The sequence below is a fragment of the Aliirhizobium sp. YIM B11859 genome, assembly GCF_057163345.1.
Map to the genome: position 1 here is coordinate 55696 of NZ_JBXHAY010000002.1, position 13613 is coordinate 69308.

Annotated in this window: 11 protein-coding genes; all 11 read right to left on the reverse strand. The window is 62.5% G+C overall.

Annotated features, from left to right (window positions below; translation table 11 throughout):
- Positions 1-29: 29 nt before the first annotated feature.
- On the reverse strand, positions 30-1622 hold the full coding sequence (locus AC2GXZ_RS06445; protein WP_483758331.1) for a Do family serine endopeptidase: 1593 nt from the start codon (positions 1620-1622) through the stop codon (positions 30-32).
- 156 nt (positions 1623-1778) lie between these two features.
- Entirely contained in the window at positions 1779-2234 is a 456-nt protein-coding gene (locus tag AC2GXZ_RS06450) for a cytochrome c-type biogenesis protein (protein ID WP_483758332.1), read from the reverse strand.
- Positions 2231-4219 carry a heme lyase CcmF/NrfE family subunit gene (locus AC2GXZ_RS06455; protein ID WP_483758333.1) on the reverse strand — a complete coding sequence of 663 codons (1989 nt, stop codon included), beginning with the start codon at positions 4217-4219 and terminating at the stop codon, positions 2231-2233. The genes AC2GXZ_RS06450 and AC2GXZ_RS06455 overlap by 4 nt, the downstream gene beginning before the upstream one ends.
- Positions 4216-4764, reverse strand: a complete 549-nt coding sequence (gene ccmE / locus AC2GXZ_RS06460) for a cytochrome c maturation protein CcmE (protein WP_483758334.1) — start codon at positions 4762-4764, stop codon at positions 4216-4218. Before ccmE ends, AC2GXZ_RS06455 begins: the two co-directional genes overlap by 4 nt.
- Positions 4761-5978: a c-type cytochrome biogenesis protein CcmI gene (gene ccmI, locus AC2GXZ_RS06465; RefSeq protein WP_483758335.1), complete on the reverse strand. Its 1218-nt coding sequence runs from the start codon at positions 5976-5978 to the stop codon at positions 4761-4763. Before ccmI ends, ccmE begins: the two co-directional genes overlap by 4 nt.
- 174 nt (positions 5979-6152) lie before the next feature.
- Positions 6153-6581: a hypothetical protein gene (locus AC2GXZ_RS06470; RefSeq protein WP_483758336.1), complete on the reverse strand. Its 429-nt coding sequence runs from the start codon at positions 6579-6581 to the stop codon at positions 6153-6155.
- A gap of 255 nt (positions 6582-6836) precedes the next feature.
- On the reverse strand, positions 6837-8234 hold the full coding sequence (locus AC2GXZ_RS06475) for an ATP-binding protein (protein WP_483758337.1): 1398 nt from the start codon (positions 8232-8234) through the stop codon (positions 6837-6839).
- Positions 8235-8262: 28 nt separating this feature from the next.
- Positions 8263-8934, reverse strand: coding sequence for a response regulator transcription factor (locus AC2GXZ_RS06480; RefSeq protein WP_483758338.1), 672 nt, complete (start codon positions 8932-8934; stop codon positions 8263-8265).
- A gap of 48 nt (positions 8935-8982) precedes the next feature.
- Positions 8983-9246, reverse strand: a complete 264-nt coding sequence (locus tag AC2GXZ_RS06485; RefSeq protein ID WP_483758339.1) for a hypothetical protein — start codon at positions 9244-9246, stop codon at positions 8983-8985.
- Positions 9247-9353: 107 nt separating this feature from the next.
- Positions 9354-9584 (reverse strand): hypothetical protein, encoded by a 231-nt coding sequence (locus tag AC2GXZ_RS06490; RefSeq protein WP_483758340.1) that lies wholly within the window; start codon positions 9582-9584, stop codon positions 9354-9356.
- Positions 9585-9614: 30 nt separating this feature from the next.
- Complete coding sequence (locus AC2GXZ_RS06495; protein ID WP_483758341.1) at positions 9615-13412, reverse strand: baseplate multidomain protein megatron; 3798 nt, start codon at positions 13410-13412, stop codon at positions 9615-9617.
- Positions 13413-13613 lie beyond the last annotated feature (201 nt).

Genomic DNA, 13613 nt, shown 5'->3' on the forward strand with positions numbered 1-13613 from the left:
ACCGCCGCCGGATCAATCAGAGCCTTCGATCAGCCTTCGTTGATCGGCAGGGCGATGAAGCGGCTGGAACCGTCTGCCTCGACCTGGAACAGCGCGCGGGTGCGGCCGTCCTTCTTGGCATCTTCCAGAACCTTGCCGACATCACCGGCGGAGGCGACCTTCTTGTTGTTGACCGACAAGATCTTCTCGCCATTCTTCAGGCCGCGGGCAGCAGCTTCACTGTCCGGATCGACATCGGTGACGGCAAGACCGTTACCGTCTTCGGAAGGAGATACGGTGATGCCGAGATTGGCCAGGGCCTTTTCACTCGACGGGGCCGGCGCTTCCTGCGGCTGAGCATCGGCCTGGGCCGATTCATCGGTCGCCATATTGGTCAGGTTCACCGCAACAGTCTGTTGCTTGCCATCACGCCACAGATCGATATTCACCTTGCTGTTGGGGCCGAAGGCGGCGATGCGGCGCGCCAGATCGCGAGCGTCCTTGATCGGCTGGCCGTTGACGGAGCGAATGATATCGCCCTGCTTGATGCCGGCCTTCTGGCCCGGAGAGCCTTCCTGCGGAGCAACCACAAGCGCACCGGTGGCTTCCTTCAGGCCGAGCGAGTCGGCGATGTCCTGGGTTACCGGCTGGATCTGTACACCAAGCCAGCCGCGTTCGACCTTGCCGTCCTTCATCAGGTCGGCGATGACGTCCTTGGCGGTGGAGGCCGGAATGGCAAATGCGATGCCGACATTGCCGCCCGACGGCGAGAAGATCGCGGTGTTGATGCCGACGACCTGACCGCTGAGGTCAAAGGTCGGACCACCCGAGTTGCCGCGGTTCACGGCCGCGTCGACCTGGATATAGTCGTCATACGGACCGGAGCCGATGTCACGACCGCGGGCCGAGACGATACCTGCCGTCACCGTGCCGCCGAGACCGAAGGGATTGCCGACGGCGACGACCCAGTCACCGACGCGAACCTTGCTGTCGTCGGCAAACGAAACATAGGTGAACTTGCGGGCCGGAGCATCGACCTTGAGCAGTGCCAGATCGGTGCGGCTGTCCTTGCCGACAAGCTTGGCATCAAGCTCGGTACCGTCGTTGAGAACGACCGTATAGGCCTGGCCATCGGACACGACGTGGTTGTTGGTGACGATGTAACCGTCTTCGGAAATGAAGAAGCCGGAGCCCTGAGCAGTCGGGCGCAGATGATGCGGACGGTTCGGCTGGCTGCGATCGGCACGATCCTGATTGCGGCCGCCGGGGCCACCGTTTGGACCGCCATTCGGGCCGCCGGGGCCACCTGGCATCTGGCCGCCGAATTCACGGAAGAAACGCTTCAGCGGGTGATCGTCCGGCAACTCATCAAAGCCGCGGCCGCCGAAATTGAAGGAGAAGTTGCCGCTGTCGTCCGAAACCGGCTGTGCGTCGGACTGGACGCGGACGGAAACGACGGCAGGCGAAACAGCCGAGACGACATCCGCAAAGCTCGGGGCCTGCGGTGCACTGACGATAACCGGGGCCGCGAAGGTCGGCATGATCTGGCCGGAAATTCCGGTCGACAACATGACGGCGGCAAGGCCGGCAACGGTCGTGGACTTCAGCACTGTCTTGAGGGAGGGACGTCCAATGGCGATCATGGTCAAAGCTACCTTTTCTCTTCGTCACTCAATCGTGGCCGGTTCTTCCGGCGTCGTTCGATGACAAGGATATAGGAGCCGACACCTTAACTGCAGGTGGCTATCGCATGAAATGTTCGTAATATTCGAATTCACGCCCTGGTAATGAAGCGGTGCTCAACGCTGCAGCAGATCCTCGATCCGTGCCTTTTCCTCGGCCGTCAGCTCGTCGGCCACGCGTCGGCCCGGCCGGCTTCTGACGAATACGACGAGCGCAAATATGCCGATGACAAGCAGGCCGATCGGCATCGCCCATAAGATGACCGTCTTTGCACTCAGACGCGGATTGAGCAGCACGAACTCACCATAACGCGATACGACATAGTCGATCACCTGGCCGTCCGTATCGCCGTCGGTGATCCTCTGTCGCACCAGCAGACGCAGATCCTTGGCAAGCTCGGCATTGGAGTCGTCGATCGACTGGTTCTGGCAGACCATGCAGCGCAGTTGCGCGGAGATCTGCCGCGCCCTGTGTTCAAGCGCCGGATCCTTCAGAACCTCGTCGGGATTGACGGCAAAGGCTGGAAAGGCGCCCAGACACAAGACCAGCGCAAGAAGGAGACGGCGGATCATTCGGCCGGCTCCATGGCAACCTTGACTGCCTTTGCCTTGCGACGCGGGGCACCGACGCGCAATCTCCGGTCGGAGAGCGAGACGAAACCGCCGAACATCATCACCAGCGCACCGCCCCAGATGCAGGTGATCATCGGTTTCCACCAGATGCGCACGACGATACCGCCGCCATCGATCGGGTCGCCGAGCGAGACATAAAGCTGGCTCAGCCCGAATGTCAGGATGCCGGCCTCGGTCGTCGGCATGCGGCGTGCCGTGTAAAGCCGCTTCGACGACCAGACGTCAGCCACGACGGCACCACCGGAGCGGACGGTGAAATGACCGCGCTGTTCGGTATAGTTCGGGCCGACGGCATCGCGGAAACCGTCGAATGTCAGCGCGTAACCACCCGCATCGGTCGTCTGTCCCTGCTTCATGTCGAGGACATTTTCAGTGCTGAAGGCGGATGCGGCGATGATGCCGATCACCGTCACCCCGAGGCCGAAATGGGCAATCGCCGTGCCCCAGGCGGAACGCGGCAGACCCTTCAGGCGGGCAAACGACGTCATCACCGGCAGCTTGCCGAAATTGCCGCGATACCAGAGATCAGCGAGCGCGCCGAAGATCCCCCAGCAGCCGAGCGCCAGACCGAAGATCGCCATGACCGGGCCGCCGTGGTGGATATACCAGACAGCCAGTCCGGCCAGCAGTGCCAGTCCCGCAAAGATCCAGAGGCGCTGCAGGGCGCCATAAAGATCGCCACGTTTCCAGGCCAGCATCGGCCCCAGCGGTGCAGCAAGAAGCAACGGCAGCATCAGCAAGCCGAAGGTCATGTTGAAGAACGGCGCACCGACCGAAATCTTCTCACCGGTCAACGTTTCCAGCGCCAGCGGATAAAGCGTGCCGGTCAGCACCGTTGCGGCGCAGACCGTCAGGATCAGGTTGTTGAGGACGAGCGCACCCTCACGCGAGATCGGTGCAAACAGGCCACCGGCCTTCAGCGTCGGCGCGCGCCAGGCAAACAGCGTGAAGGCTCCGCCGATAAAGATCGCGAGAATGCAGAGGATGAAGATGCCGCGCGACGGATCGGTGGCGAAAGCGTGCACCGAGGTCAAAACGCCGGAGCGAACGAGGAAGGTGCCGAGCAGCGACAGCGAGAAGGTCATGATCGCCAGAAGCACCGTCCAGATCTTCAAGGCCTCGCGCTTTTCCATGACCAGCGCCGAATGAAGCAGCGCCGTGCCGGCAAGCCAGGGCATGAAGGATGCGTTTTCGACCGGATCCCAGAACCACCAGCCGCCCCAGCCGAGCTCGTAATAGGCCCAGTAGGAGCCCATGGCGATGCCGGCGGTCAGGAAGGTCCAGGCGGCAAGCGTCCAGGGCCGCACCCAGCGCGCCCATGCGGCATCGATGCGGCCTTCCATGAGAGCCGCGACGGCAAAGGAGAAACAGACCGAGAAACCGACATAACCGAGATAGAGAAGCGGCGGGTGGATGGCGAGGCCGAGATCCTGCAGGACCGGGTTGAGGTCCTGGCCTTCCGCCGGCGCCGGATCGAGCCGGAGGAACGGGTTGGAGGTCAACAGGATGAACAGCAGGAAGGCGACCGAGATCCAGGCCTGAACCGAGAGCACATTGGCCTTCAGCGTTTCGGGAATGTTGCGACCGAAGACGGCGACAAGCATGCTGAAAAGCGAGAGGATCAGCAGCCAGAGCATCATCGAGCCTTCGTGATTGCCCCAGACACCCGAATATTTGTAGATCAGCGGCATCAGCGAATGGGAATTCTCCCAGACGTTCTTCACCGAAAAGTCGGATGCGACATAGGCCCAGGTCAATGCCGCAAAGGACAAGACGACAAGGCCGAAGATCACAATCGAACCGGTGGTCGCAAGCGCCATCATATTGGCGTCGCGGCGCCTGACGCCGACAACCGGGACAATCGAGACGATGATCGCGGTCGCCAGTGCCAGCACCAGCGCGTAGTGGCCGATTTCAACGATCATGGTTTCGTGCTCCCCACGATCTGGCCATTTTCCGGCGTCTTTTCGGCGCCATCCATGCCCTTGGCCTTGCTCTTGTCCTCGCCCTTGGCAGGCGCCATGCCCTTGCCGGATCCGTCTTCCCAGACCCCGTCCTTCTTCAGGCGGTCGGCAACTTCTTTCGGCATGTAGTTCTCGTCATGTTTGGCCAGCACGCTGTCGGCAACAAAGCCATGGGTGGCGGCATCGAAGGCGCCTTCCGTCACGACGCCCTGCCCTTCGCGGAACAGGTCGGGCAGGATGCCGGTATAGGAGACCGGAACGGTCGCCTTGCCGTCGGTGACGGTGAAACTCACCGTCGCACCCTGGCCGCGCTTGACCGAGCCCTGCTCGACGAGACCGCCGAGGCGGATGCGCGTTCCGGGCTGCAGATTGGCGGCCGCGATATCTCCCGGCATGAAGAAATAGGCGACCGACTGCGAGAAGGCGAACATCACCAGGAAGACGGCAACGATGATGAAGCTCATGCCGCCGGCAATCACTGCCAACCGTTTCTGTTTGCGCGTCATTGCGTCACTCCCTGGGGCGTCGTTGCCTGTGGCGTCGGCTCCTGGGATGCCGTCCCGGTCGTCGTCAGCCCCGCTTCCTGGGCAAGCGCCACAAGTTGCCTGCCTTCGTTTCCATCCGCCGGAAAATGCCCCAGCCCGGTCTTCAGTGCTTCTTCGGCCTTCGGCCTGTCGCCCAGCACCATGTAGGAGCGAACCAGCCGCAACCAGCCCTCGATATTGTTCGGATCAGCCTGCAGCTTTTCGGCAAGGCTGTCGACCATGCCGCGGATCATAGCCTGACGATCTCCCTGCGACATGTTCTGCGCCGCCGCCACATCGCTGCTGGTCGGTCCACCAAGCGGAGCGGCCGGAGGAGCGGTTGCTGCGGGGGCACCGGCCGAGGCTGCAGCGGTACCGCCATTCTTTGCGATATGGTCGTTGATCAACGCCATCCATGGGGCATCGGGCGGCGATGCCTTGGCAATCGCCTCGAAGGTCGCGCGCGCTTCGTCGGCCTTGCCCGACTGTTCCTGCGCCAGACCGACATAAAAGCGCGCCCGCACATTGCCGGGTTCCAGCCGCACGGCCTCCTCGAAGGCGGAACGGGCGTCGTCGGTGACGATGCCGTCATTGGACGCGACCAGTGTCTCACCGAGGCCGGACAGGCGCGCCGCATTCGGACCGATCAGCCGGATCGCGTTGCGATAGGCAAGCTCGGCATCGCCAAGACGCATCGAGCGGAAATAGATGGGGGCAAGAATATCCCAGCCGGAACCGTCATTCGGATTCTGCGCCAGATGCCGCTCGGCCTTGGAAACCAGCAGCGCCATGTCGGTACCGGGGTTTTCCAGCCGCGCCTGAAGCGGCTGATCGGGCAAGCCTGGGCTGCCCAGCATGACGTAAAGACAGAGGCCGATCGCCGGCGGCAGGAGCGTCACGCTGACGATCGCGAATTTCCGCACGCCGCCCGCACCTGACTGTTTCGTGTCTGCAGACGTGCTCTTGCCAGCGGCCGCAAGCAGGCGCCTGCCGATTTCGGCACGCGCATATTCAGCTTCCTCGGCGCTGATCAGTCCACCCGCACGATCGCGGTCCAGCTCCTTCATCTGGTCGCGATAGACCGCAACCTCTCCGGCATTGCCTGGTTCCGCGGCCCCAGAATGCCGGTAAAGCGGATAGAGAAGCGCTGCCGCGACCAGGGCGGTCAGGAGCGCAAGAAGGATCCATAAAATCATGTTCGCCAATTACTGCAACGGCGGTGGCTTTCCAATGATCCACACGCGGTCGACGTGAATTTGAGAGCTTCGGCGCGGCTAAAAACCGCGTCGCCGGGCAAGGTCTTTAGAACTTTTCAAGACTATTGAAAATGGCGAAAACGAGCCATGACCTGCATCAAATTCACGAGTGCGTCACATCAGCGGCGTCCAGGTCCCGTCGGAATTGCGGCAGGCAGCGCCTCTCGCCATCAGATCCTTGCCCTTGAAGGTCACGGTATGGCGGTATTGCCGGCAATTCTGCGCACCCACCTGATAGGGTGCATTGGCGGTCACTTCGCCATTGGTATCGTCGCCCTTCCAGAGAACACTCTGCCCGCCGGCCGCCTCTTCCAGCGCCCGATATTCGGCTTCGAGCGCCCGAGAGCGATCGCTGGAGGAAAGCTCGGCACCGGTGCGGCTGACAATGCCACCCTGCAGTGCGGTGATGTAATTTGCCGACGCGGACGGTTTCGGCGACAGCAGCCCACGTGCCGCGGAATTGCCGGAACTCGTCGAGCAACCTGAGACTACGGCAAGGCCGCAGAAGATCATCATAACAGTCACGGGTTTGTTGGATCGCATCACTGCTGAAACGGTCTCCGGCTCGAATTCACATGGCATATCGTCTCGATCTTTGGTCATATCATGGTGGAGACGAGGATATTGCCCTCGACAGGTCTCAACCGCGACAATGTCCAGAAACCCGGTCAGCCACCTTTTCGGTCAATGATATAGCAGGCGATGCAGTCGTCCAGAAGTCAGGACAGCAAGTCTTTAGCAGTTGCTTATCCGCCACAGTGTCGCGGCCCCGGTTGGCGGCGACGCTCCCTGCCTCTGTTACTTGGCGACGCCGGGCAGCAGAAGACGGGCGCGCAGACCGCCCCGAGCGCCGCGATCGAGCTTTACCGACCCTTGATACTCGGCGGTAATCTCGCTGATGATCGATAGTCCGAGACCGGCGCCGGGCTTGCTCTCGTCCAGCCGTTTGCCGCGTTTCATGGCAATGACGATCTGGTCGGGATCGAGTCCCGGCCCGTCATCCTCAACGACAATCTCCACCCAAGGGCGGCGGGCGGCCTCACCTTCGGAACCTTCGGGTGCGCTGGCCGGAACGGCGGACAGCCACACGCCGAGCCTGGCAAATTTTGCGGCATTTTCCAGAAGGTTGCCGATCGTCTCTTCGAGGTCCTGCTGCTCCAGCCCGATCGCCAGTGTCAGCGGAACAACCGAGAGATGGAACTCGGTTTCCGGATTGAGCCGCCGCATTACCCGAACAAGCCGTTCCATCACCGGCTCCAGATCGCTGCGGGCCAGCAGCGATTCGCGCTGTGCGGCAATACGGGCGCGACTGAGATAGGATTGCACCTGCGTCTGCATCGCCTCTGCCTGCGAGCGCACCAGATCCGACTGCACCTTCTCGCCCATGCGGCTTTCGTTCAACAGCACGGCAATCGGCGTCTTCAGCGAATGGGCAAGATTGCCAACCTGCATGCGGGCGCGCTCGACGATGCGCCGGTTGCTCTCGATCAGCGCATTGATGTCGTTGGCCAGCGGCATGATCTCGCGAGGGAACTGGCCTTCGAGGCGCTCGACCTCGCCACGCCGCACCCGCTCCAGCGCGCGGCGAGCGCCTTTCAGCGGCAGCAGCCCATAGAGGATCGCCATGCCGTTGACGATCAGGCTGCCCAGACCGAATATCGCCAGCGTGATGTAGAGATTGCGGGAAAATCCCTGCACGTCGTCCTCGACGACGGCAAGGTTGCCTGAGACGCGGAAACGGGCGGCGCGCCCTTCCCCATCCAGCACCACTTCGGTTTCGGCCACCAGAACGTGGTTGCCGAAAGCGTCGCTGGTTCGGTAGAAACGCTCGTATCGATTGTTGAACGGCACGCTCAGGATGGTCGGCACCTTGATATTCGAAGTGCCGAGCGAGGACGAGGAGAGCGGCGTCGCGGCGAAGGTTCCGAGCGGCTCGATGATCCAGTACCAACCGGTTTCCGGCTGCGAAAAACGCAGGTCGCCAAGCTGCGGGTTACCCGACAGCTTGTTGTCATCGCCGATGGTGATCGAATTGATGACGTTATAGAGTTGTGCGCGCAAAAGGTCGGTAAAGGCCCGCTCGGACGACTGCCGGTAGAGCTGGGAGATCACGATGGCAATCACCACCAGCGCCACTGCCGACCATGCGGTTGCCAGCAACAGCACCCGAGCCGTCAGTGACCTGACCCCTCCCATCCCCAATCCCCGGGGGCGTTTTTGGATATTATCGGGCATCGGCCGGAGCTTGCATCCGGTAGCCCAGCCCGCGCACGGTCTCGATCAGGTCGACACCTATCTTCTTGCGCAGGCGGCCGACAAAAACTTCGATCGTGTTGGAATCGCGATCAAAATCCTGATCGTACATATGCTCCACCAGTTCCGTGCGCGAGACGACCTCGCCCATGTGGTGCATGAGGTAGGAGAGAAGACGGAATTCGTGCGAGGTCAGTTTCAAGGCGATGCCGTCGACGGTCGCTTTCGACGCCTTGGTATCGAGGCGCACCGGACCGCAGGCGATCTCCGAGGACGAGTGCCCCGCAGCGCGGCGGATCAGTGCGCGGACCCGCGCCAGAACCTCCTCGACATGAAAAGGTTTCGCGACATAGTCGTCGGCGCCGGCATCGATGCCGGCCACCTTGTCGCTCCAGCGATCACGGGCAGTCAGCATCAGGACAGGCATGCCCTTGCCGTTGGCCCGCCATTTCTCGACAACGGTGATGCCGTCCATTTCCGGCAGGCCGATATCGAGGATCACCGCGTCATAGGGTTCGGTATCACCGAGAAAATGGCCTTCCTCGCCGTCGAAAGCGGTATCGACGACATAGCCGGATTCCTTCAGCGCCTCTGAAAGCTGGCGATTGAGATTGACGTCGTCTTCGACCACGAGAATGCGCATGAACCGTCCCTGACCTACCCTGTGGCAGGCACCTTACCTGAATTTTTGTTACATCGGCACCCGGACGGTGACCTTGCGCGGACGCTCGCTGCCGTTACCCTGAACAAGCACGGTGACGACGCAGGTCTGGCCGTCCGACGACGGCTGGGCCGACAAAAGCTGTCCGCCCGTATCGCGGACCACGCGCGAGGCCGCCGTGCCGCAGTCGCCGGCAACCAGCACGAGATAGTCCCGTGCCGCCGCAGGCTCACCGGGCAGCGCTGCAAATGCAGCACCGGCGGCCAAAATCGCGATGATCGGCAGTCGCGCCATAGGTACCTGTTTCCACTCAAGCGACAAAAGGCCATGTCCAAAGCATGTTATGGATTATGTACTTGATGACGGCTGAATGGCAAATGAATGCTCTGTAATGCTGCCCTTCAGGATGGCCCGGAAGGGGCTTTTCCACCGATCTGACCGTTGGCGACGATGCGCCCATAAAGTGCCAGAAGACCGCCGACGACGCCCGCGAGCGTCACTGCGATATTGACCAATTCTCCCTGTTCATCAGCGCCGATGTCAAGCCCTGCAAGCTGCAGGGCCGAGGCGGCGACGGCGATCAGCGCGCCCCATACGGTCTTCGACTGGTACCAGGTCTTCAGTCCATCCATCTGTTCATCTCCTTCATGTCAAAGATGTTATCAAAGGTTGATCACAGCGCGTGCCGGAATGCCGAGCAGCACCGCGCGACCCATCTGCCTCACCCGGAAATCGACGATCTCCTGCAGCGCACCGAAATCCGCGATTTCGTCCGTTGCCGGATAAAGCAGGGACGGCGCGTCCAAATCGACGCTTTTCACCACCTCGGCACCGGCCATCAGGTCGATGCGATATCGCTCCTGCGGCTCATCGAGCGGTATTTCGATGGCCTCCCAGTCATCGGCATCGATCCTGCCGCGACGGACCCAGCTCATCACGATGTCGCCATCGGTATTGCGGCCGGCACGAAGATGGACCGGGGCAAGCGGTGTCTCGGCGCGCTCGCCGCCGGCAAAGCTGTAGGGGCCGGAGCGCCCGCCGCTGCTTGCGAGGCTTTCCGCCAGCCAGTTGAACACCCGGCCGCGCTCCTCGCGGCCAAGCCCGAGCGGCACGACGGCCTCGTCGAGCAGCACGCATTCGGCACCGGCCAAGGCGCCGACATCAGCGGCGTCCTCCGTTCCAGCCAGTCCGCGCAACAGGCCCGACAACCGCCATCGCCCGGCAGAAATCTCCTCGGCCGACGAAAAGCCGAGAACTTCCCAGACACCGTTTTGCGCCTTCACGGCCATGCGGTTTTCACCGGAAAGGACGGCAAGGGTCTCGGCCGAGGCGAGGCCACCGAAATAAAGATCCAGGTCCAGCAGGTTTGCCCGGTCGAAACGCCCGGACATGCCGGGCAGCAGCGGTGCCGCCAGGACGCCGACCCGTGCGGGACGATCGACCGTCACCCGTGTGCGGTACCCCTCACCCGTTGAGGAGGAAGACACGACCATTCGCCGCCACGGCCTGCAATAAGCCGCAATGCATGCAAAGCTCTCGGGCGCGGCATCCGTCAGTCGCGGCAGGTCGAGGAAATGCAGGATCGGCTGGAACGCATCGGAAACTCCACCCCCGCCGGCAGTGTCGCGTCGGGCTGTGGCAATGACAGCGCGTGACGGGGGGAGCGCCAGATGATGACGTGCCTCGATCCGCCGGACGGCCCCTTCCTCCATGCGTTCGACGACGAATATCCCGTCCGGGCCCGCTTCGAGGCGAAGCGCATCACCAAGCTCGACCGACTGATCCGCCGGCGACAGGGCTAAACTCAACATGCGGCGTCCCAGGCGTCCGGCCCGCAAGGCGGTCTCGACGGCACCGAGCGCAACCTCCTCGGCAAGCGTCGCCGGCAGATCGTAGCTCAGGACACGATGGCTGTCTGTCTGAAGCAATCTTGAGCGCACGCTCGCCTGTTCGTAGTCAAGCACCGGATTACAGAAGGTCAGCACCGCCTGCGCCGGAAAATCACTGTCATGCCCCCGGCTTTCGCTCCAGAGCGGTTCGTCGTCGAGATAGGCAACGAGTGCAATATCGCGCGACGCAAGGCTTGCGCCGTGCCGTGCGCGAAATACAAGCCTGCCATCATTTTCGACGGCATCGATCCCGAACGTCTCCATCAAAGGTTCCAGCAACGCCCTTGCGGATGTCAGATCCGCCTGTACGTAACCGGTCAAATCTCCCGTGACCGCCGAGACATCGAAATCCTCGAAGCTATGATCAGTCAGGATTGCCGCGATCGCATCGGCAAGCGTGGTCGCCCCGAGCCGGCCGTTCAGCCAGTGGCCGGTGCGCCAATTGTCTCCATCGCTCCAGACAGACAGATCGTCCGGGAAAGCCGGTGACGGCCGGGCATCCCAGGTCCAAATAAAAAGGCGACCGGGATCGACCATGCCTGCCGGGGCAGCACCCGATTGCCAGTGGTCGTGATGGGCCTGAAGGAACCGCCGCTGCTGGCTGTCGGACCTGCCGCCGGAGGAGAAATGGGGGAGATCGCTTTCGGCCGATTTCGGATCGACGAAGACATTCGGCTGGTTGGCGCCCTTGTCGACGGCCGGGCAACCGAGCTCGGTGAACCAGACCGGTTTCATGCCCGGCATCCAGTCGGTCGGCGCGTTCACTTCCGCTCCGTTCACGCGGTCGAAATGCCGGTTCGACCACCAGCCCTCTATATCCTTGTAGCGGAAAACCCAGGGCTTGCCGGCCAGCCCGTCGGAAATTGGCGAGCGCAAACGGTTCAGGCGGTCGGCATCGCTGGCATAATACCAGTCGAAACCTTCACCGGCAGTGATCTGCCCCGCGAACGCGACCACATCGTCACGCGAACCAAACCCGTCCGGATTTTCCAATGCCAGATCGCCATCGCGCCAGTCGGAAAGCGGCATGTAATTGTCGATGCCGACGGCATCGATATCCGGCGACGCCCAGAGCGGGTCGAGATGAAAGAACACATCGCCCGAGCCATCCTCAGGGTGGAAACCGAAATATTCGCTCCAGTCGGCACCGTAGGTGAGGCTGGTCGCAGCACCCAGGAGCGCCCGCACGTCGGCTGCAAGATCGACCAGTTCGTCGACGAAGGGGAAACGGTTGGCCTCGTCGCGCAGCTGCGTCAGGCCACGCAGTTCCGAGCCGAGAATGAAACCATCGACACCGCCCGCACCGGCTGCCAGACCGGCGTAATGCAGCAGCATGCGGCGATACCCCTCCGTCCCGCCACTGAAAGCCTCGACCTCGATGCGCGATGCCGCCGTCCGGTCGGGCGTTTCGGCATTTCCCGGCGCCGGGTGGCAGGTGATCCGCCCACGCCAGGGATAGGCCGCCTGCTCACTGCTGCCATACGGATCGGGCAGACCGTTGTCCGGCGGAATGTCCATCATGATGAAGGGGTAGAGATAGACGCCCAGTCCGCGTGCCTTGAGGTCGGTTATCGCGGCGATCACGCTCGTATCGCTCGGCGTGCCGCCATAGGCCGGTCCACCATCTCGCCGGCTGACGAGATGCGCCTCGCCGCGTGCAATGCCGGCCACCGACCAGGGATCGCTCTCGTCCTGCCGCGCCTCGACTTCGACACCCGGCACGATGCGGCAATGGCCGGCGCGCAGGTCAGTCCCGAACCAGGAGACGACCAACGCCACCCGCTGAAGATCCGGGCAAAGCGCCTGCAACTCGTCGAGCGAGGCCTGCCAGTCAGTCAGTGCCGTGGTCGTGTGCCGGTTGATGATGCGGCCGCTGCCTTCGCCGGTCTTTTCCGTCACCTGGCTTGTCTGGTAACCGTGCTCGGTTGCGCCGGGAATGATGGTCACGGCGCGGATCTGGCGTTCCAATGTGCCGACTGGCCGCAGCACTTCGAACTGCAGGACCGGAATGCGGTTGCCGAAAACATCGAGCGGCAGCCGTTCGAATACGACATAGGCAAGCCCGCGATAGGCGGGTGCAAGCGCCTCACCCTGTTTTGCCTCGATCAGCGGGTCCGGCAACTGTATCTCGTCGCCGCGATAGACGCGCATCTCGATACCGGTGAGGTCGATCTCGCGGCCATCGGCCCAGACACGCCGCACAGCGGCGATCGGCCCTTCGCACAACCCAATGGCGAAATTGGCATAATAGCGGAATGTCTCGACCCGCGGCCCGGTCGCCTTGCCGCCGGTGCGTTCGCTGGTGACTTCCTCCTCAAAACGGGTCGCCCAGATCAGCGTCCCGCCAATCCTCGCCGTGCCGTAAAGCCGGGTGACCGGCGTACCTTCATCGGCTCCCGGAATGCGCGCCGTCCCAAGCCTTGCACCCGATATCGTCTGGCTTCCGTTGAGCAGCGCCCGGTCGATGACATTGCCGGCAAGCGCACCCGCCGCCCGGCCGACGATCGCGCCGACAGGGCCAAAAACGCCGCCGAGCGCCGCACCCGCCGCCTGAAAAAGAAGAGTGGCCATAGGCTCTCCCGACGCAGCAGTCTTCACAACTGGATGCGCGCAAAAATTGTGATAGCGTGTGGATGTTTGAAGGCGAAAGCAGAATGCGCCGAGCCAGCCCGGCGCATCGGTGGAGATTGGCTACACCGACTGTGGCAGAAGCCCTGCTTTCAAACCTGGAGGTAATGTTATGAGGCTAAAGCCGATTGGCATTGCGCTTAT

Bases quoted from the DNA above. Each gene is read 5' to 3' on its own strand.
- AC2GXZ_RS06445 (WP_483758331.1), bottom strand. From the start codon at position 1,622: ATGATCGCCATTGGACGTCCCTCCCTCAAGACAGTGCTGAAGTCCACG.
- AC2GXZ_RS06450 (WP_483758332.1), bottom strand. From the start codon at position 2,234: ATGATCCGCCGTCTCCTTCTTGCGCTGGTCTTGTGTCTGGGCGCCTTT.
- AC2GXZ_RS06455 (WP_483758333.1), bottom strand. From the start codon at position 4,219: ATGATCGTTGAAATCGGCCACTACGCGCTGGTGCTGGCACTGGCGACC.
- ccmE (WP_483758334.1), bottom strand. From the start codon at position 4,764: ATGACGCGCAAACAGAAACGGTTGGCAGTGATTGCCGGCGGCATGAGC.
- ccmI (WP_483758335.1), bottom strand. From the start codon at position 5,978: ATGATTTTATGGATCCTTCTTGCGCTCCTGACCGCCCTGGTCGCGGCA.
- AC2GXZ_RS06470 (WP_483758336.1), bottom strand. From the start codon at position 6,581: ATGCGATCCAACAAACCCGTGACTGTTATGATGATCTTCTGCGGCCTT.
- AC2GXZ_RS06475 (WP_483758337.1), bottom strand. From the start codon at position 8,234: ATGGGAGGGGTCAGGTCACTGACGGCTCGGGTGCTGTTGCTGGCAACC.
- AC2GXZ_RS06480 (WP_483758338.1), bottom strand. From the start codon at position 8,934: ATGCGCATTCTCGTGGTCGAAGACGACGTCAATCTCAATCGCCAGCTT.
- AC2GXZ_RS06485 (WP_483758339.1), bottom strand. From the start codon at position 9,246: ATGGCGCGACTGCCGATCATCGCGATTTTGGCCGCCGGTGCTGCATTT.
- AC2GXZ_RS06490 (WP_483758340.1), bottom strand. From the start codon at position 9,584: ATGGATGGACTGAAGACCTGGTACCAGTCGAAGACCGTATGGGGCGCG.
- AC2GXZ_RS06495 (WP_483758341.1), bottom strand. From the start codon at position 13,412: ATGGCCACTCTTCTTTTTCAGGCGGCGGGTGCGGCGCTCGGCGGCGTT.